Raw genomic sequence first — 19136 nt, forward strand, 5'->3', positions numbered from 1 at the left:
GCGATCAATAGGTAAGAGTGGGCCAGGACGCAGGGCCGCGCTGGAACTTGAAAGAATGGGGGAAAGTCAGGCGCCGCGAGCGGGGCGTATGATAGCAGATGCCGACTAGCTTAAGTCCGCAGCACGGTTGCACCGATTTAGCGTGGCTGAGAAAATGTACAGGGCAAGGCGCATTGCCGAAGACAGTACGCCAGTACGGCGAGGCATTGCAACGCCGCCGATGCGTTTTATCGGGCACGCTACAGCAGAGAGTCGCGCACGACGCCGCGCGCGGCCATGGCGCGCTTCAGTTTAATCAAGGCTTCCTGCTGGATCTGGCGCACGCGCTCGCGCGTCACGCCCATTTCCTCGGCCAGGGTTTCCAGGGTGGCCGGATCGTCGTTGTCGAGGCCGAAACGGCGCATGATGACGACACGCTGCTTGTCGGGCAGCTTGGTCAGCCAGTCGCGCACCAGCACCGTCATTTCATGGTGTTCCGCGCGCGCGTCGGGGCTGTCTTCGCTGGCGCCGGGCAGCATGTCCATCAGCGACGACTGCGGATCGTTGTCGAGCGGCGCGTCGAGCGAGGTGGCATGCTCGGACAGGGCCAGGATATCCTGCACCTCTTCCACGGGGCGGCCCACCAGGTGGGCGATGTCTTCCGCGGTGGCATCCTTGCCGTCGTGGTGCTGGGCTTCCAGGTGGTATTTTCCGCGCAGGATCTGGTTCAGTTCGCGCACCATGTGCACGGGCAGGCGCACCGTGCGCGCCTGGTTCATGATGGCGCGCTCGATGCTCTGGCGTATCCACCAGGTCGCATAGGTAGAGAAACGGAAACCGCGCTCGGGCTCGAACTTGTCGATGGCCCGCATCAGGCCGATGTTGCCCTCTTCGATCATGTCGAGCAGGACCACGCCGCGGTTGATGTAATGCTTGGCGATCGACACGACCAGGCGCAGGTTGTGCTCGATCATGGTTTGCCGGGCTTCGAAATTGCCCTGCTTGGCCAGGGTGGCGTAATGCACCTCTTGCGCGGCCGTCAGCAATGGCCGCGTGCCGATCTGGTTCAGATAGTGCTGCGTAGTATCGGTCGACAGTTCGGCCGCCAGCACTTTCTTCAATTCATCGACACTTTCGACCAGCACGCTGACGCTGGCCACCTCGCCGCCCTCGCCCGCCTCGACGGCGTCAATGCCGTCGAGTTCGCCGGCATCGTCCGTCACGACTTCGTCTGCCCCATCTTCCGGCAGTTCCGGGTCATCGTCCAGCTGGTCGTGCGGCGCGTGTGTCATTGCTTTACCTAACGGTTAGGCAGGAATTTCGAAGGGTCGACAGGCTTGCCCTGCTGGCGGATTTCAAAGTGCAGCTTCACGCGGTCGGCATCGGAATCGCCCATTTCGGCGATGGCCTGGCCTTTGTTGACGTTCTGCCCTTCCTTCACCAGGATGCTGCGGTTATGCGCATATGCCGACAATAAACTATTACTGTGCTTCACGATGACAAGATTACCATAACCACGGATTCCGCTCCCGGCATACATGACTTTTCCCGCGCCGGCGGCCACCACTTGCTGGCCCGCCTTGCCGGCGATATCGACGCCCTTATTCTTGCCTTCGTCGAAAGTGCCGATGACCTTGCCTTCGGAAGGCCACATCCAGCTGATCTTGTCGTCGCCAGGCGCCGATGCCGCAGGGGATGCCGCCGCGGCGGCCGGTGCGGCGGCGACGGCCGCTGCCGGCGCTGGCGCGGGTTTCGCGTCGCTGCTGCCGCCATCGGCGCGCAGCTCGGCCAGGGTGGCGTCGGAATACGCGCGCTTCTCGCCGCGCGGGCCCGTTTTCTTCGGCACGACAGGCGCGGCCGGCTTAACTTCCGTCACCGGCGGCATGACGATGGCCGACGTCTGCGCGCCGCCCGCGTCGCCAGTCGGCGGCAGCACGCGCAATACCTGGTCGACCTTGATGTCGTTCGGGTTGCTCAAGTCGTTCCAGGCCACCAGGTCGCGGTAATTCTGGCCGTGTTCCAGGGCGATGCGCAACAGGGTGTCGCCGCGCTTGACCGTGTAATAGGCCGGATCGCGGTCGCGCGGATCGCTGGCGGCGGCGCTGCTGCTCGATGGATGGCGCTCGACGACGGGCGCCTGGACGCCCGTGGTGCCGCAACCGCTCAACAGGGCGGCCAGCGCAAGGCTGCAGAGGAGTACATTGTTTTTCTTAATCATTCGTTTTCTTCATCATTCGCATGTATATTCAGGTCCTGCCTGCTAGCTGATCCGGGGATCATATGGTGCCCGGGCGCAAAGGCACGAAATGGCAATCTTCCAGGGTCTGGCTGGTCCATTCCATCTTTCCTACCCGGGTAATGAGTTGCAAGTGTTGCAATTTAGCCCCCACCGGCGCAACCAGACGCCCGCCGGGCGCCAGCTGTTCCAGCAAGGCTTGCGGGACTTCCAGGCCGGCTGCGGCAAGGATGATCCCGTCGAAGGGCGCCGCCTGCGGCAGGCCAAGCATACCATCTCCGTACTGCAAGCGCAGATTCGACACGCGCAGCGGACGCAGATTGGCCTTCGCCAGCTCGTGCAGGGGCCGGATGCGCTCGATCGAATACACTTCCTTCGCCACCAGCGCCAGCACCGCCGCCTGGTAGCCGCAACCCGTGCCGATTTCCAGCACGCGCTGCAAGCTGCCGCCCTGGCGCATCACTTCGATCATGCGCGCGACGATATACGGCTGCGAGATGGTCTGGTGGTGGCCGATCGGCAAGGAGGCATCGATGTAGGCCTGCGACGCCAGCGCCTCGTCCATGAACATGTGGCGCGGCACGGCTTGCATGGCGTCGAGCACCACCTGGTCCTTGACGCCCTGTTTCGCCACGCGCGCCACCATGGCCCGGCGCACGGCTTCCGAGACGAGCGGGTTTTGCCGCGGCGGCGACACCACGGCCGGCTGCGCCCGCTCATTGGCGATGGCCTGGGCGCGCGACGGCGCGATGGCCGCGTGCGCGCCATAGGGCTGCGCCACGCCGCGCGCCGCGTTTTGCGCAGCATTCTGCGTGGCCGTCTGCGGCGTGGCGATCCGGGACTGGGCCAGCGACTGCCCCCCGCCCTGCCTGGCGGGCTTGCCGGCCAGCGAATCGAGGGTAAGGGGGAAGGTACGCGGCTTGTCAGTCATAGTGAGCGGTCATGCCAGGCCTTTTGCCAGTGCATCGAGTTGAGTGGTATGGGTCAGGTCGATCTGCAACGGCGTGATCGATACTTGTCCATGTTCAACGGCATGGAAATCCGTGCCCGGGCCGCCTTCCTTGGCGGCGCCGGCCGGGCCGATCCAGAAGATTTCGCGGCCACGCGGGTCGAGCGCGCGGATCACGGGCTCGGCCGAATGGCGCTTGCCCAGGCGCGTGGCCGCCATGCCTTGCAATTGTTCATAAGGAATGGCGGGGATATTCACGTTCAGCAGATACGGTTTCTGCAGGGCGTCGAACTGGCGCTCGACGATTTCCCGCGCCACGCGGGCGGCCGCGTCCAGGTTGGCCCAGCCGAACTGCGACTGGGAAAAGGCGATGGCGGGAATGCCGAACAGATAGCCTTCCGTGGCGGCGGCCACGGTGCCCGAATACAGGGTGTCGTCACCCATGTTGGGACCGTTGTTGATGCCGGAGACCACCAGGTCGGGGCGCTCGATGAGCATGCCTGTCAGCGCCACGTGCACGCAGTCGGTGGGCGTGCCGTTGACAAAATAAAAGCCGTTGGCGGCCTTGTGCACGGACAAGGGCCGGTCCAGCGACAGCGAATTGGACGCGCCCGAACGGTTGCTGTCGGGCGCCACCACCACGATGTCGGCAATGGGCGCGAGCGCGTCGGCCAGGGCCGCCAGGCCAGGCGCCAGGTAACCGTCGTCGTTACTGATAAGGATTCTCATAACGAGATTTTACCTGAAGCATTGCCAACACTGCGCGTGCCGCACGCCGACAGGCAGCATTTTTTGTGCCGCCGCGCTGACATGGCACGCAAGCTCAGCGCTGCTCGATGCGCGCTTCCGACAACGCCCCTTCCAGCGCCTGCACTTCATCCTCCTGCAGGGCCAGCAAGGCATTCAGGTCGCCTTGCAACTTGTACATTCTTTTCAGCTGCGCCATGCCGCGCCTGCGCAGCTTGCCCGGCACGCCCGGGCGCAGCAGGCAAGACTTCAGATGTTCGGCCAGTTCGCCCGCCTGCGGATACTGTTCCCGCTCGATCATGCCTTGCAGCATAGAGATCATGCTGGCCAGGATGTCCGGCTCGGCCGCATCCTGTTCGTTGGCGCGGCCGGCCAGGATGGTTTCCTGCAAATGCCGCGCGCCGTCGAGCACGCTGTCCGCATGCCCCGTGACGGGCGAATTCAACAGCCGGTCGCTGCCGCTGAGCACGGCATCTTCCAGCAGGCGCGCCGCCTCGCTGTCGCCCTGCTGCTGCAGGGTGCCGGCCAGTTGCTTCTTGCTGTGCAAGGTATCGAGGTGGTCTTCGCCCAGCAGGCGCGCATGCACTTCCAGCACCTGCTCCTGCACGCTGCGCGCCGCATCGAGCTCGCCGCGCCGCAGCAGCGCCTCGGCCAGCTTGCGCTGGCTCATCAGGGTTTCCGGATGGTCGAGCCCCTGCGTGCGCTCGCGCGCCGCCACCTGGTCTTCATGCAGCTGGCGCGCGCCGGCCCAGTCGCCCTGCCCGGCCACGATGTCGGCCAGCAAATCGCGCGTGGACAGGGTGGCCGCATGGTCGACGCCCAGGCGCCGCTCCTGCACCTGCAGCACGGCGGAAAGCAGGCGCCGCGCACCCTCCAGGTCGCCTTCGCGGCCCAGCGCCTGTGCCAGGGCCAGCTTGCTGCGCAAGGTATCGCCATGCTCGGCGCCAAACAGGCGCTCGCGCGCCGCCACCACCGTGCCCAGCAATTGCCGCGCCTGCGCCAGCCTGCCCATGCGCAGCAAGGTGGCGGCACGGCCATCCATCGCTTCCAGGGTCAGCGGATGCTCGCCGCCCAGCTGGCGCGCGTAGCTTGCCAGCACCGTATCCTGCAGCAGCAGCGCCGCCGCCAGCTCGCCCTGCAGCAACAGGGTTTTCGCCAGGCAGGCCCGGGCGGACAGGGTGTCGGGATGCTCGCTGCCCAGCACGCGCTCGCGCACGTCGAGCACGTCTTCTTCCAGGAAGCGGGCTTCATCGAGCTTGCCCAGCTGGCGCAGCAGGCGCGCCATGCCGCTCTTGCACGCCAGGCTGTCCGGATGCTCCTCGCCCAGCAGACGCACGCGGATCTCGACGCTCTGGCGGAAGGCGTCGAGCGCCTGCGCGCTGCGCCCATCCTTGCGGTACAGCTCGCCCAGGCGGGCCAGGTCGCGCGCCAGCGGCAGGGCCACGGCACGGCCAGGTTCCAGCTGCAAGGCCTGGCGCGCTTCGCTGATGGCGCCCAGCAAGGCGATTTCACGGCTCGACTGCCAGGGAAAGTAGCCGCCCGTCAACCAGTGCAAAAAGGCTTCGAAGGTGCGCGTGAGGGAAAAGCGGTCGCCGCCCTGGTCGATGCGCACGGCCAGCTGCTCGCCATAGGCAAAGGTTTTCGTCTGCTGCAGCTGGACTTCGTCGAAATAGCTGTCGAGGGCGATCTGCGGCAAGCCGTAGGACGTGCGCAGCAGGCGCTCGAACATGGGCTGGAAGCCGGCGATGCCCTTGTGCGCGTCGCCGCGGCGCCACTCGGCGCGCTGCGCCCCGTCGCCCATTTCTATGCGCGAAGGCAAGGGATACACGAGCAGCGGGCGCTGTTCGTCTTCATGGCTGCGGCGGTATTCGATGGCCCGCGTGACGAGCGCGTCGACGCCTTCCAGGCTTTGCCGGTTCGGCGTGAAGACCACCACCAGCTTTTTCGGCAGCAAGGTGGTGCAGATGCCGGCGCTGTCCGTGCGCCCCGTGCGCGAATCGACCAGCACGTAGCGGAAATGCTGGGCCAGGGTATCGGCGAAGCAGCGGAACAGGGCCGGGCAGCTGTCGAACAGCTGATCCCAGCGCATCTGCGCCAGGCGCTCGCTGTAGCTGGCGTCGAAGCGCCCCGCGCGCATCAGGTACAGCGGACTGCCCTGGTCGACGCGCACCACGTACTGCTGCCAGTCGATGGCGTCGAGCACGCGCTGGGCCAGCGCCGCATCCTCGCGGCCGGCGCCCTGCCCGCTGGCGCGCGCGCCCGCCATTTCCAGGCTGATGCGTTCGATCTGCTGGCGGCAGGCCTCGAAGAATTCGAGCACGCCGGGCCGCTCCTCGTGCTGTTCGAAATAATGATGCAGGCCCGGCGCCTCCATGTCCCAGTCCAGCATCAGCACGGGCACGCTGGCGTTTTCACGGCGCGCCAGCAGTACGGCGATGTTCGACAAGGCCATGGTGCGGCCGGTACCGCCCTTGTAGGAATAGAAGGTGACGACTTCGCCAGGGGCGCTCAAAGGTGGCAGGGAGAGGCGTTGGCATTCCATGACGGGACCTTTTACGTGATTAACGTGGAAAGTGGGGAGGCGGAATGGCGCGCCATTCCGGTGGAATATCGGGCAACACGAAACGGCTGCAATCGTGACCGGCCGGTGTTGACCGCTTGAGCAAGTGGTAATGCGTGGCGATGCGCTGCACGATGCGTTCGATGTCGGGCAGGTATTGCGGATTCGACTTCAGGTCGCCGCTGGCCAGCGTGTAGCCGGAAAAATCGACGTACAGCCCCGACTCCGTGATTTGCGGCGGCAAGCCGTCCGGATGGCGCGTCATGATGATGGGGATGATCAGGTGGCTGGGCAGTTCATACCAGACGCGCCGCTCCTGCTCGATCAGCTGCATGGCGGCAAATTCGCGCCGCGTATAGCCGTGCGCTTCATATTTGGGCGTGTACAGCACGATCATGCAGACGCTCTGGCACATGGCGCGCGCCACGCGCAGGTCGATATCGTCGCCGCCGCCCAGTTGCTCGCTGTCGATGAACAGCACTTCCTCGCGGTCCAGGTGCGGCTCCAGATAGCACGCCAGCGCCTCGATGAGGTCATTCTTGAACTTGTTCATGAACGCATATTGGCCGTGCGCGTAGCTCAAGAAACAGCCGTAGCGGATCTCCATGGCATCCCCCTGTTCCCCGTGCGGCCCTGCCATCGCCGCGCCTTCATCCTGCAAGGCATGAGTTCACTGTAGACCGCCAGGCAACAGCCCTGTTTGCGCTGGCGCAAAGATGTGTCTGGCGTCCTGGACATGGGAAAAAAAACCAGAAACTGGCATGATCGCGCCGCTTTCCGGCATGCCCGGCGCGCAGGCCCGCGGCGCGTAGAAAATGCCATGAGCCTGATAACAAAGGGAAATATGCCGGCACGCAACTGGCGCCGGCGAGCAAGACTTAAGCGTCCTTGGCGGGCAGGTTGCGGAAGAACTCCACCACTTCGGCGGTATCGCGCGTGCGCTTGAACGGCGGCAGGCTTTGCCAGATGCGCTTGCCGTATGGCTTGGAAATGAGGCGCGGATCGCAGATCATCAGCACGCCCCGGTCGCCCTCGTCGCGGATCAGCCGTCCCGCACCCTGCTTCAGGTTGATGATGGCTTCCGGCAGCGAGTGGTGCATGAAACCGTTCTTGCCCTGCTTTTCCATCACTTCGATGCGCGCGGCCAGCACGGGGTCGTCCGGCGGCGCGAACGGCAGCTTGTCGATGATGACCAGGGACAGCGCATCGCCGCGCACGTCGACGCCTTCCCAAAAGCTCTGGCTGCCGATCAGCACGCCATTACCGGCGGCGCGGAACTGGTCGAGCAATTCCGTGCGGCCCTTTTCTCCCTGCACAAACAGGGGGAAGTTCAGGCCGCGCTGCCTGAATTCGTCGGCCAGGCGCTCGGCCGCGCGTTTGACGGCGCGCAAGGTGGTGCACAGGAAGAAGGTGCGCCCGCCCGCCGCCTCGATGATGGGCAGGGCGCAGTCGATGACGGCGTCCGTGTAGCCCAGCGCGTTCGGCTGCGGCAGGTTTTGCGGCACGAACAGCAAGCCCTGCTGGCCATAGTTGAACGGGCTCGGCCACGTATGCGACGGTTCGCCCGTCAAGCCCATCTGTTCGGAAAAATGCTTGAAATCGTTCTTCACGGCCAGGGTGGCCGACGTGAATATCCAGCTGCGCGGCGTGCCTTCGCGCTGGTTGTTGAAGATCGGCGCGATCGACAATGGTGTTTTATGTAACTGCAAAGAGCTGGAAAACGCTTCCACCCAGAACACGGCTTCTTCGCCGGCCGCCACTTTCGCCTTCGGGTCGAACTTCCAGCCGCTCAGCTGCTGCGCCAGCTCGACGCCGCGCACCCTGCACTGCTCCAGCGTCTCCGCCCGTTCCGCCTGGGTTTCCAGCACGGCCACCATGCCGTCAAGCTCATCCTTGAGGGTGTCGAGCGCAGGAAAGAAATCGCTGGACGGGGCGATCTGCGGCAAGGACAGGCGCACGATATCCTGCGGGAACGTCAACCGCAGGTCGCGCGCCGCCTTTTCCACCACCGTGACGGTCTTCGCCCAGTCGATGCCGCGCGCATGCGCGAGGCCCTCGGCCAGCACGTCGCGGCACAGTTCCAGGATTTGCGAGGTCGACACCGTGTTACCGAAGAATAAGGTCGCCGTGTCGGGCAGCTGGTGCGCCTCGTCGAAGATGATGGTATTGGCCGAAGGCAGCAATTCCGCCACGCCCGTGTCCTTCAGGGCCACGTCGGCAAAGAACAAATGGTGGTTGACCACCACCACGTCGGCCTGCTGCGCTTCCTTGCGCGCCTTCATGACGAAGCAATCCTGGTAATACTGGCATTCGGCGCCCATGCAGGTGTCGCGCGTGGACGTCACCAGGTTCCAGATCATGGCGTTTTCCGGCACCTTGGTCAGTTCCGCCTTGTCGCCGGAGCTGGTCATCTTGATGAAACGCGAGATTTCGCGCAGATGGCCCACGTCGTCGCGCGACGTCATGCGCCCGTTCTGCAGCGTGCGTTCCAGGTGGTAATGGCAGACGTAGTTCGAGCGGCCCTTCAGCAGGGCGACGGAGACGGGCGCCTGCAGCGCGGCACGCACGGTGGGGATATCGCGCAGGAACAATTGATCCTGCAAGTTCTTCGTGCCGGTGGACACGATGGTCTTGCCGCCCCACATCAGGGCCGGCACCAGGTAGGCGAAGGTCTTGCCGGTGCCCGTGCCCGCCTCGGCGATCAGGGTCGTCTGGCTGTCGATGGCGCTGGCGATGGCCTTGGCCATGTCCGTTTGCGAACGGCGCGGCTTGTAGCTGCCCACGGCCGGACCGAGCGGGCCGCCGGCGCCAAACAGGCGCTCGATGTCGGCATCGTGCTTGCCAGGCGCCGCCTGCGGTTCGGCTGGCAGACTGGCTTGCGGATCGGCAGGCTGCCCATCCGGGTTAACTGGCAATAAATTGTGATCGGTCAAAATATACTTAGGTGAAGGCTGGACTGGACGCTACTGGCGCCCCTCAGGCGGGAACGTCGGGCACCAACTGCATTTTCAGCAAGGTGATGTGATCCTTCAATTGCAATTTGCGCTTTTTCAGGCGGCGCAGCTGCAGCTCGTCATGGTGGCCATCGAGTATCAGCAACTCGATGACGGCATCGAGGTCACGGTGTTCCACGTTGAGTTCAATCAGGCGCCGCTCTATTTGCTGTGCATCGCTCATGTGTTGCGTTCCAGGCAGTGTTGGTAACAATGTTGCTAAACCGGCGCGCGCAGCGTACGCAGGCAGCCATAGTGCATAGTTTAACCTGCCGCGCGCGTTAGGGCACGCCATTTCCGGCATGCCCTAACGCGGCGGGCTTATTTGACCGGCGGCACCGGCACGGCAGCAGCCGGCGTGCCGGCAGCGGCGGCCGCCTTGGCGGCCTTGGCCTGCGCTTCGGCCTGGCGCTCGGCCAGGCGTTGCGCCACGCGTTTCTGGCGCGCCACTGCGTCAGCCTGTTTTTTCGCATAGGCTGCTTCGCGGGCCGCGCGGCGCGGCGCCTCGGCCGCATCGTCGGCGGCTTGTTTCGCCACCTTCGCCGCTTGCTCAGCCTCGCGCTCGGCAACGCTCTTGCCTTGCGGCTTGGGCGGAGCAGGATCGGGCGTGACCACTTTCACGGGCTTGGGCACGGCCGCGGCCCGCTGCTCGGCGTCGAGGCGCGCGCTTTCCTGCGTCCTGGCCAGGTCGATATCGCGCAGGCGCACGGACTCGGCGCGCTTGAAATAATTCGCTTCCGCGTCGATGGCGCGCAGGCGCACGAGGATCAGGCGGCGCTTTTCCTTGGCCTTGTCGAGGCAATTATTCACGAAAAACTTGTTGTAGCACTCGACTTCGCGCGCGGCAAACTCGTTTTCCGCCGCTTCGCGCTCGCTGGCCGACTGCTTCAGCTTGGCGTCCGCCTCTTCCACGGACAAGGTGGCGGGCACCTGCGGTGCGCCGACCTCATCCAACGCCGCGGCCCCCTGGTGCGCGCAGGCGGACAACGCCAGGACCAGGCCCAGCGCCGCACCCAGCTTGTATAGTGTATTTGCCATCATGTTCCTTATCCCTGCCTCAAACGATCGCGTCGGCCGCGCCGCGCTGTTCTTTTTCCATGTATTCGCGCGATTGCATCTCGATGATACGCGAAACGGTACGGTGAAACTCGTTGGCCAGCATGCCGTTCGTGTACAGCTGGTCCGGCGCCACTTCGGCCGACATGATCAGCTTGACCTTCTGGTCGTAAAACACGTCGATCAGCCACGTAAAGCGGCGCGCCTCGGACGACTGCGCCGCCGACATGGCCGGTATGCCGGACAATATCACCGTATGGAAGCGGCTGGCGATTTCCAGGTAATCATTTTGCGAGCGGGGGCCGCCGCACAGGGTGGCGAAATCGAACCAGATGATGCCGCCGGCTCGGCGCAGGCAGTGGATTTCGCGGCTCTCGATGCGGATGCGCGCGTCTTCGTCGGCCGTCTCGGCGATGCGCGTGTAGGCGTCGCGCAGGGCCCGGTCCGTGTCCGCGCCCAGCGGGGTATAGTAGCTTTCCACCTGTTCCAGCGCGCGGCCGCGGTAATCGACGCCCGCGTCGACGTTCATCACGTCGAGCTTGTCCTTCAGCAGCGCGATGGTCGGCAGCATGCGGTCGCGGTGCAGGCCGTCCGGATACAGCAGGTCGGGGTCGTAATTCGAGGTCATGATGAAGGACACGCCATTGGCGAACAGGGCCGACAGCAGGTTGTACAGGATCATCGCGTCGGCGATGTCCGAGACGTGGAATTCATCGAAACAGATGAGGCGGTATTTCTTGGAGATGCGCTTGGCCACTTCGTCGAGCGGGTCGGCCACGCCTTTCAATTCATCGAGCTGCTGGTGCACGCCGCGCATGAATTCGTGGAAGTGCAATCGCGTCTTGCGCACCAGGGGCACGACCGAGTAAAAACTATCCATCAGGAACGATTTGCCGCGCCCCACCCCACCCCACATGTACACGCCTTTCGGCACGGCGGGACGGTTCAGCAGGCGCTTGAAGGTACTCGAGCGCTGGCCCTTGTAGGCCACCCACTCGTCATAGCACAGCTGCAGGCGGTCGACCGCGCGCCGCTGGGCGGCATCGGCCTTGAAATCACGCTTCTGCAACGCGTGCTGGTAAAACTCTTCTACGTTCATGGGATTCGCTTTAACGCACAGGGGCGCCGGCGGAAAAAATCCGCGAGCGCCCCTGCTGGACTAACTACAATTAAAAGTTCAAGGTACGCTTGTCAACCGCCAGTGCCGCTTCCTTGGTCGCTTCGGACAGCGATGGGTGCGCATGGCAGATGCGCGCGATGTCTTCGGCCGAGGCCTTGAATTCCATCGCCACGACGGCTTCGGAAATCAGTTCGGACGCCATCGGGCCGACGATGTGCACGCCGAGGATTTCATCGGTGGTCGCATCGGCCAGGAATTTCACCATGCCCGAGGTGTCGCCCAGCGCGCGCGCACGGCCGTTGGCCATGAACGGGAAGGTGCCGGCCTTGTAGGCGATGCCTTCGGCTTTCAGGGTTTGCTCGGTCTTGCCGACCCACGCGATTTCCGGCGAGGTGTAGATCACCCAAGGAATCGTGTTGAAGTTGGTGTGGCCATGCTGGCCGGCGATACGCTCGGCCACGGCAACGCCTTCTTCTTCGGCCTTGTGCGCCAGCATCGGGCCGCGCACGACGTCGCCCACCGCCCACACGTTCGGCAGGTTGGTCTTGCAGTCGCCGTCGACGGCGATGAAGCCGCGCTCGTCCAGCTGCAGGCCGACCTTGTCGGCACCCAGGCCGTTCGTGTTCGGCGTGCGGCCGATCGAGATGATCAGCTTGTCGAACACGGCTTTTTGCGCTTCGCCCTTGGCGTCCACGAATTCCACGGTGACGTCTTTCTTGCCTGGCGTGATCGCACCGATCTTGCAGCCGAGGTTGATCTTCAAGCCTTGCTTGGTGAACAGCTTGGACGCTTCCTTGGCGATCTGCTCGTCGACGGCGCCCAGGAAGACCGGCAGGCCTTCCAGCACGGTGACGTCGGAACCCAGGCGGCGCCAGACGCTGCCCATTTCCAGGCCGATCACGCCGGCACCGATGACGCCCAGCTTGGCGGGTACGGCGTCAATGGCCAGTGCGCCCGTGTTCGACAGGATCAGTTTCTCGTCGAATGGTGCGCCCGGCAGTTCGCGTGCGTTCGAACCCGTGGCGATGACCACGTGCTTGGCGCTCAGGGTTTCGTTGGCTTCGCCCGTCACGCTGATCTCGTACGTGCCAGCGGCGGCGGCAGCGAAAGCGGCGCGGCCGTGGAAGAAGGCGATCTTGTTCTTCTTGAACAGATACAGGATGCCGTCGTTGTTTTGCTTGACGACGGTGTCCTTGCGCTTGAGCATCTGGCCCAGGTTCAGCTTCAGGCCGGCGACGTCGATGCCGTGCTCGGCGAAGCTGTGGCCCGCGTGTTCGAAATGCTCGGACGATTGCAGCAGCGCTTTCGACGGGATGCAGCCGACGTTGGTGCAGGTACCGCCAGGCGCGGCGCCGCCCTTGGCGTTCGACCACTCGTCGACGCAAGCGACGGAAAAGCCCAGCTGCGCTGCGCGGATGGCGGCGATGTAGCCGCCAGGGCCCGCGCCGATGACAACTACGTCAAATTGTTTAGTACTCATGTTTTGTTATTCCAATCTCTTCGTCTGGTACGAAAATCCACAATAGAAGGTAAATCACCACGCCGAAGCCGAAGGTCAATGTAAACAGGACGAAGACGAGGCGCCAGATCCACGCTTCCATGCCGGAAGCGCGGCCCAGGCCGCCGCAGACGCCGCCCAGCCAGCGGTCGTTGCGCGAACGGCGCAGGCGGTTGAATTCCTGCACCAGGTCGTTCGACGGGCCGGAGCCGGCAGCGGCGCCGGACGTGCCGTCCGGCTTGTCCAGGTTGATATTGCTCAGGAGCTTGGCTTTCGCTTGCGCGAATTCCGCGTCGCTCAGGGCGCCCGCCAGGTGCAACTCGTGCAGACGCTTGATTTCTTCAGAGACGTTCATGGGAATCCTCTTTCATTGAGATCAGCCAGCTGCGTCTTCTGGCAAGGGGTATCAGCTACATTGCCCCGGCGGCTACGCCGGGGGACTACGGTGCTTACAGGTCCAGCAGCAGGCGTGCAGGATCTTCCAGCGCTTCTTTCATCGCCACCAGGCCCAGGACGGCTTCGCGGCCGTCGATGATGCGGTGGTCGTAGGACATGGCCAGGTAGTTCATCGGACGCACCACGATCTGGCCGTTTTCGACAACGGCGCGGTCCTTGGTCGCATGCACGCCCAGGATGGCCGATTGCGGCGGGTTGATGATCGGGGTCGACAGCATGGAGCCGAAGGTGCCGCCGTTCGAGATCGAGAACGTGCCGCCCGTCAGGTCGTCCAGGGTCAGCTTGCCTTCCTTGGCTTTCGCGCCGAATTCACCGATTTTTTTCTCGATGTCGGCGATCGACAGCTGGTCCGCGTTGCGGATGATAGGCACGACCAGGCCGCGCGGCGAACCGACGGCGATGCCGATGTCGAAGTAGCCGTGGTAGACGATGTCGTTGCCGTCAACGGAGGCATTGATGATCGGGTACTTTTTCAGGGCGGCGACGGCAGCCTTGACGAAGAAGGACATGAAGCCCAGCTTGACGCCGTGCTCTTTCTCGAACTTGTCCTTGTACTTGTTGCGCAGGTCGATGACCGGCTGCATGTTCACTTCATTGAACGTGGTCAGGATGGCGTTCGTCGATTGCGATTGCAGCAGGCGCTCGGCGATACGCGCGCGCAGGCGGCTCATCGGTACGCGCTCTTCCGGGCGGTCGCCCAGGCTGGCGGCCGACGGCGTGGCAACTTGCTGCAGCGCTGGCTTGGCAGCGGCTGGCGCCAGCGGCGCGACAGCTGGCTTGGCGGAAGCGGCCAGGGCGTCGCCCTTGGTCACGCGGCCGTCTTTGCCCGAACCGGCGACGTCGCCGGCGGACAGGCCTTTTTCGGACAGGATCTTGGCGGCGGCAGGCATGGCGACATCGCCCTTGGTCGCAGCAGCTGGCGCCGAAGCGCTGGCGGTGTCTTGCGCGGCGGCAGCCAGGGCTGGCGCAGGCACGGCGGAGACTTCCATCGGGCTGACCTTGGCCGAACCGTCGGTATCGATGATGGCGATGACTTCGCCGGCAACCACGGTGGCGCCGTTATCCTTGATGATCTGCACGATCACGCCGGCGGCCGGCGCCGGCAGTTCCAGCACTACTTTATCGGTTTCGATGTCGATCATGTTTTCGTCGCGCGCGACTGCTTCGCCGACTTTCTTGTGCCATGCCAGCAGGGTCGCTTCCGCAACCGATTCCGACAACTGGGGAACTTTGACTTCGATTTGTGCCATGTAAAACTCCGTTTATTTTGTTATTGCGGCGCCGCCCCTGCGTAGCAAGGGCGGCGCTCCGTCACGATGTATGCGAACAGGTGCCATGCATACGCATGGCACCCGCTATCCTGCCACTTACTTGGTCAGGATAAAACCTTTCAGCTTCGAGAATGCCGTTTCCAGCAGATCTTTTTGCTGGGCGTAGTGCTTGTCATAGTAACCGACAGCAGGCGACGCCGAGGCAGGGCGGCCGGCGTAGGCCAGACGCTGACCCGATTCCAGGCCTTCGAAGATGTTGTGCTGGATCTGGAACCAGGCGCCCTGGTTTTGCGGCTCGTCCTGCGCCCAAACGACTTCGACCAGGTTCGGGAACTTCTTCAGTTCGGCAGCGAACGACTTGTGCGGGAACGGATACAGCTGTTCCAGGCGCACGATAGCCGTGTCGGTCTGGCCGCGGGTCTTGCGTGCGTTGACCAGGTCGTAGTAGACCTTGCCCGAGCAGGCGACCACGCGCTTGACTTTCTTGGCGTCGATTTTGTCGTCGACTTCGCCGATGACGGTCTGGAAACCGCCCTTGGCCAGATCGGTCAGCGGCGAACCGGCATCCTTGTTACGCAACAGCGACTTCGGCGTCAGGATGACCAGCGGCTTGCGGAACTGGCGCACCATCTGGCGGCGCAGCAAATGGAAGATCTGCGAAGCCGTCGTCGGCTGCACCACTTGCATGTTGTTGTCTGCGCACAGCTGCAGGAAACGCTCTGGACGCGCGGACGAGTGCTCAGGACCCTGGCCTTCGTAACCGTGCGGCAGCATCATCACCAGGCCCGAAGCGCGGCCCCACTTCACTTCGCCGGAGCTGATGAATTGGTCGATCACCACTTGCGCGCCGTTGGCGAAGTCGCCGAACTGGGCTTCCCAGATCGTCAGGGTGTTCGGTTCAGCGGTCGAGTAGCCGTATTCGAAGGCCAGTACGGCTTCTTCGGACAGCACCGAGTCGATGACGGTGAACGGCGCCTGGTTGTCCGACACGTTTTGCAGCGGAATGTAGGTGCCCGCATCCCAGCGCTCGCGGTTCTGGTCATGCAGCACGGCGTGGCGGTGCACGAAGGTGCCGCGGCCGGCATCCTGGCCCGTCAGGCGGATGGCGTAGCCGGACGATACCAGCGAAGCGTAGGCCAGATGTTCGCCCATGCCCCAGTCCAGGTTCATTTCGCCGCGGCCCATGGTGCCACGGTCGCCCAGTACTTTTTCCACCAGCGAGTGGACCTTGAACTGTTCCGGCACGGTGGTGATGCGCGCGGCCAGGCGCTTCAGTTCCGTCATCGGCACGGCCGTGTCGGCCGAATCGGTCCATTTCTTGTTCAGGAACGGCAGCCAGTCGACGGCGTACTTGTTCTTGAAGTTCGAGATGACCGGATCGACGGTGTGCTTGCCGGCGTCCATGGCGTCGCGGAACGCGGCCACCATCTTGTCGCCGCCATCGGCAGGGATCACGCCTTGCGCCACCAGCTTGTCCGCGTACAGCTTGCGGGTGCCTGGGTGCTGGCCGATGCGCTTGTACATCAGCGGCTGCGTCAGTGCCGGCGTATCCTGCTCGTTGTGGCCCAGCTTGCGGTAGCAGATGATGTCGAGGACGATGTCCTTCTTGAATTCCATGCGGTAGTCGAGCGCGATCTGCGTCGCCAGGACCACGGCTTCCGGATCATCGGCGTTGATGTGCAGGACCGGTGCTTCGATCATCTTGACGACGTCCGAGCAGTACAGGGTCGAGCGCGAGTCGCGCGGATCCGAGGTGGTGAAACCGATCTGGTTGTTGATCACGATATGCACCGTGCCGCCCGTGCCGTAGCCGCGGGTCTGCGCCAGATTCAGCGTTTCCATGACCACGCCCTGGCCGGCGAAAGCGGCATCGCCGTGCACCAGGATAGGCAGCACTTGCGCGCCGTGCACGTCGCCGCGGCGATCCATGCGGGCCTTGACGGAACCTTCAACCACAGGGTTGACGATTTCCAGGTGCGACGGGTTGAACGCCAGCGACAGGTGGACCGGGCCGCCTGCGGTGGAGATGTCCGACGAGAAGCCTTGATGGTATTTCACGTCGCCGGCAGGCAGGTCGTCGCCATGCTTGCCTTCGAATTCTTCGAACAGCTCCTGCGGCGCCTTGCCCAGGGTGTTCACCAGCACGTTCAGGCGGCCGCGGTGAGCCATGCCGATGACGATTTCCTGCACGCCTTTTTCGCCGGCGCGCTGGATGGTTTCATCCATCGAGGCGATGAAGGTTTCGCCGCCTTCCAGGGAGAAGCGCTTCTGGCCCACGTAGCGGGTGTGCAGATAGCGTTCCAGGCCTTCCGCCGCGGTCAGGCGGTCGAGGATGTGGATTTTTTTCTCTGGGGTGAAATTCGGGGTGGAGCGGATCGATTCCAGTTTCTCTTGCAGCCAGCGCTTTTCGGCCGGATCGGAGATGTACATGAATTCGGCGCCGATCGAACGCGTGTAGGTATCGCGCAGATAGTTCAGCAGATCGCGCAGGGTGGCGGTCTCGGGGCCAAAATAGGTATTGCTGATGTTGAACACGGTGTCCATGTCCGCGTCGGTGAAACCGTAGAAGCTCGGCTCCAGTTCCGGGATCATCGGACGTTCCTGGCGTTGCAGCGGATCCAGGTTGGCCCAGTGCGAACCGAGGTAGCGGTAAGCGGCGATCAGCTGCGTGGCGGCGACGCGCTTGCGGCCCATTTCAGCATCGAAGGAAGCAGTCACCGTGCGGATCGGACCTGCTTTTGCGCGCTCGGCGAACGAGGCGACGACGGAGGCATGCGCCACGTCAGGCTTGTTGGTGCCGTCGACGGCAGGCACGTGCTGCATGGCGTCGAAGTAGGAACGCCAGTTATCGGGGACCGAGCCTGGATTGTTCAGATACGCCTCGTACAGGTCTTCCACGTACGGAGCATTCCCACCGAACAGGTAGGAGTTGGTCGTTAATTGCTGCATATATTGCTCACCTTTCTTCGCGCTTCGCGAGGAATTAGCGGGTTAATCTAACCTTCCGCGACACGGCCTGACCGGTTAGCGGATTGCACATCAAGTTGTGGGGAAGGGCTTTTTCATTGCACCAGCATTCTGCATACCGTCATTTAGAATAGCACGCGGTATTGTAACGCAACAACTGCATGTTGATTTTATTTGGCAAGCAAATGTAAGCTGTGTTGTTGGTTTTCCCGGGCTTGCCGGCCTTTTACTGTTGCGCTTACGGTACTTCCCTGTCCCGGCCGGCGTGCCGCCTGCGCCCGACTGGTCTGCCCGGCACCGGCGCTGCCGCGATGGCGGCCAGCCAATCGGCATCGCCGGCAAACCACTCCACCAGGAAGTCGAGCATGGTGCGCAGCAGGGGCGACATGTGCTGGCGCGAGGTATACACGCCGTAGATGCCCATGTCCTGCGGCTGGTAGGCGGGCAGCAGCTCCACCAGTTGCCCGCTGGCGATCAGCGGCGCGGCCGAATAGCGCGGCTGCATGGCGATGCCCGCCCCCGCCACCGTGGCCACCAGCAGGACCAGCGACTCATTCGCCGACAGGCGGCCGCTGACGGGGACAGTGAGCGCTTCCCCGTCGTGCGTAAACTGCCACAGGCTCTTGCCGAAATACGTATAGGTCAGGCAGTTGTGCAGGGCCAGGTCTTGCGCCCGGCGCGGCGTGCCGTGCGCCGCCAGGTACGATGGTGCGGCGCACACCACCGAGGCGCAGCTGGCCAGCTGGCGCGCGATCAGGTTCGGTTCGAGCGCGTTCGTGATGCGGATCGCCAGGTCGATGCGCTGCTCCACCAGGTTGACGGCGCGGTTCTCCATCTGCAGGTCGACGGCGGCGCGCGGGTAGCGCCGCAGGTAAGCGGTCACTGCGCCAGCGAGCGCCGTCTGCGCCAAGGATTGCGAACAGGTGATGCGCAGCAAGCCATGCGGCGTGTCGATGCCCTCGGGCGAAGCGACGGCCATGGCGCCGGCCACGTCCAGCATCTGCCGGCAGCGCGCCAGGGTGGCCTCGCCCGCATCCGTCAGGCTCAGGCGGCGCGTGGTGCGATGCAGCAGGCGCGCCCCCGCCCACTGCTCCATTTCGGCCAGGTAGCGCGTCACCATGGCGCGCGACATGTCGAGCGCCTCGCTGGCGGCCACCATGCTGCCACGCTCGGCGATGGCGACGAATACTTGTGCGGCGGTGATGCGGTCCATGCGTACTCCCTTGATTCATCCGATCCATGCAACTAAGTATTGCAATCTACCCTATTTGTCGCGCCTGGTCGAAAGGATAATATGCGACATG

15 protein-coding genes are annotated in these 19136 nt (G+C 63.9%); all 15 read right to left on the minus strand.

The genetic code is table 11. The features are described 5' to 3' along the window. Positions 1–239 precede the first annotated feature (239 nt). The 15 genes from rpoS to AC0V2Y_RS05545 all read right to left on the minus strand — a co-directional run bounded on the left by rpoS (position 240) and on the right by AC0V2Y_RS05545 (position 19045). On the minus strand, positions 240–1271 hold the full coding sequence (rpoS, locus tag AC0V2Y_RS05475; RefSeq protein ID WP_475415474.1) for an RNA polymerase sigma factor RpoS: 1032 nt from the start codon (positions 1269–1271) through the stop codon (positions 240–242). An 8-nt stretch (positions 1272–1279) separates the two neighbouring features. Then, a complete protein-coding gene (locus AC0V2Y_RS05480; protein ID WP_475415475.1) occupies positions 1280–2197 on the minus strand; it encodes a peptidoglycan DD-metalloendopeptidase family protein in 918 nt (305 codons plus the stop codon). Between the two features lie 58 nt (positions 2198–2255). Further along, positions 2256–3146 (minus strand): protein-L-isoaspartate(D-aspartate) O-methyltransferase, encoded by an 891-nt coding sequence (locus AC0V2Y_RS05485; protein ID WP_475415476.1) that lies wholly within the window; start codon positions 3144–3146, stop codon positions 2256–2258. Positions 3147–3155: 9 nt separating this feature from the next. Then, entirely contained in the window at positions 3156–3893 is a 738-nt protein-coding gene (surE, locus tag AC0V2Y_RS05490) for a 5'/3'-nucleotidase SurE (protein ID WP_070290596.1), read from the minus strand. 94 nt (positions 3894–3987) lie between these two features. Further along, entirely contained in the window at positions 3988–6453 is a 2466-nt protein-coding gene (locus tag AC0V2Y_RS05495) for a tetratricopeptide repeat protein (protein WP_475415477.1), read from the minus strand. A 19-nt stretch (positions 6454–6472) separates the two neighbouring features. Then, positions 6473–7078: a toll/interleukin-1 receptor domain-containing protein gene (locus AC0V2Y_RS05500; protein WP_475415478.1), complete on the minus strand. Its 606-nt coding sequence runs from the start codon at positions 7076–7078 to the stop codon at positions 6473–6475. 271 nt (positions 7079–7349) lie between these two features. Next, the gene (locus AC0V2Y_RS05505; RefSeq protein WP_475415479.1) at positions 7350–9386 is read right to left on the minus strand and encodes an ATP-dependent DNA helicase; all 2037 of its coding nucleotides are present in this window, start codon (positions 9384–9386) and stop codon (positions 7350–7352) included. A gap of 61 nt (positions 9387–9447) precedes the next feature. Then, the gene (locus AC0V2Y_RS05510; RefSeq protein ID WP_034752051.1) at positions 9448–9648 is read right to left on the minus strand and encodes a YdcH family protein; all 201 of its coding nucleotides are present in this window, start codon (positions 9646–9648) and stop codon (positions 9448–9450) included. Positions 9649–9785: 137 nt separating this feature from the next. Beyond that, positions 9786–10505 carry a hypothetical protein gene (locus AC0V2Y_RS05515; protein WP_475415480.1) on the minus strand — a complete coding sequence of 240 codons (720 nt, stop codon included), beginning with the start codon at positions 10503–10505 and terminating at the stop codon, positions 9786–9788. A 16-nt stretch (positions 10506–10521) separates the two neighbouring features. Beyond that, the gene (gene zapE / locus AC0V2Y_RS05520) at positions 10522–11619 is read right to left on the minus strand and encodes a cell division protein ZapE (RefSeq protein WP_475415481.1); all 1098 of its coding nucleotides are present in this window, start codon (positions 11617–11619) and stop codon (positions 10522–10524) included. A gap of 70 nt (positions 11620–11689) precedes the next feature. Further along, the gene (lpdA, locus tag AC0V2Y_RS05525; RefSeq protein WP_099400301.1) at positions 11690–13120 is read right to left on the minus strand and encodes a dihydrolipoyl dehydrogenase; all 1431 of its coding nucleotides are present in this window, start codon (positions 13118–13120) and stop codon (positions 11690–11692) included. Then, positions 13110–13493, minus strand: a complete 384-nt coding sequence (locus tag AC0V2Y_RS05530) for a PspC domain-containing protein (RefSeq protein WP_475415482.1) — start codon at positions 13491–13493, stop codon at positions 13110–13112. The genes lpdA and AC0V2Y_RS05530 overlap by 11 nt, the downstream gene beginning before the upstream one ends. A 94-nt stretch (positions 13494–13587) precedes the next feature. Then, positions 13588–14844 (minus strand): 2-oxoglutarate dehydrogenase complex dihydrolipoyllysine-residue succinyltransferase, encoded by a 1257-nt coding sequence (odhB, locus tag AC0V2Y_RS05535; RefSeq protein WP_070310020.1) that lies wholly within the window; start codon positions 14842–14844, stop codon positions 13588–13590. Between the two features lie 117 nt (positions 14845–14961). Then, complete coding sequence (locus AC0V2Y_RS05540; RefSeq protein WP_475415483.1) at positions 14962–17814, minus strand: 2-oxoglutarate dehydrogenase E1 component; 2853 nt, start codon at positions 17812–17814, stop codon at positions 14962–14964. Positions 17815–18070: 256 nt separating this feature from the next. Next, positions 18071–19045, minus strand: a complete 975-nt coding sequence (locus tag AC0V2Y_RS05545) for a LysR family transcriptional regulator (RefSeq protein WP_475415484.1) — start codon at positions 19043–19045, stop codon at positions 18071–18073. Between the last annotated feature and the right edge of the window lie 91 nt (positions 19046–19136).

It is taken from the genome of Janthinobacterium sp. BHSEK, from assembly GCF_056174685.1.

Bases quoted from the DNA above. Each gene is read 5' to 3' on its own strand.
- AC0V2Y_RS05495 (WP_475415477.1), bottom strand. From the start codon at position 6,453: ATGGAATGCCAACGCCTCTCCCTGCCACCTTTGAGCGCCCCTGGCGAA.
- AC0V2Y_RS05510 (WP_034752051.1), bottom strand. From the start codon at position 9,648: ATGAGCGATGCACAGCAAATAGAGCGGCGCCTGATTGAACTCAACGTG.
- AC0V2Y_RS05480 (WP_475415475.1), bottom strand. From the start codon at position 2,197: ATGATTAAGAAAAACAATGTACTCCTCTGCAGCCTTGCGCTGGCCGCC.
- AC0V2Y_RS05485 (WP_475415476.1), bottom strand. From the start codon at position 3,146: ATGACTGACAAGCCGCGTACCTTCCCCCTTACCCTCGATTCGCTGGCC.
- odhB (WP_070310020.1), bottom strand. From the start codon at position 14,844: ATGGCACAAATCGAAGTCAAAGTTCCCCAGTTGTCGGAATCGGTTGCG.
- zapE (WP_475415481.1), bottom strand. From the start codon at position 11,619: ATGAACGTAGAAGAGTTTTACCAGCACGCGTTGCAGAAGCGTGATTTC.
- AC0V2Y_RS05540 (WP_475415483.1), bottom strand. From the start codon at position 17,814: ATGCAGCAATTAACGACCAACTCCTACCTGTTCGGTGGGAATGCTCCG.
- surE (WP_070290596.1), bottom strand. From the start codon at position 3,893: ATGAGAATCCTTATCAGTAACGACGACGGTTACCTGGCGCCTGGCCTG.
- AC0V2Y_RS05500 (WP_475415478.1), bottom strand. From the start codon at position 7,078: ATGGAGATCCGCTACGGCTGTTTCTTGAGCTACGCGCACGGCCAATAT.
- AC0V2Y_RS05515 (WP_475415480.1), bottom strand. From the start codon at position 10,505: ATGATGGCAAATACACTATACAAGCTGGGTGCGGCGCTGGGCCTGGTC.
- AC0V2Y_RS05530 (WP_475415482.1), bottom strand. From the start codon at position 13,493: ATGAACGTCTCTGAAGAAATCAAGCGTCTGCACGAGTTGCACCTGGCG.
- rpoS (WP_475415474.1), bottom strand. From the start codon at position 1,271: ATGACACACGCGCCGCACGACCAGCTGGACGATGACCCGGAACTGCCG.
- AC0V2Y_RS05545 (WP_475415484.1), bottom strand. From the start codon at position 19,045: ATGGACCGCATCACCGCCGCACAAGTATTCGTCGCCATCGCCGAGCGT.
- lpdA (WP_099400301.1), bottom strand. From the start codon at position 13,120: ATGAGTACTAAACAATTTGACGTAGTTGTCATCGGCGCGGGCCCTGGC.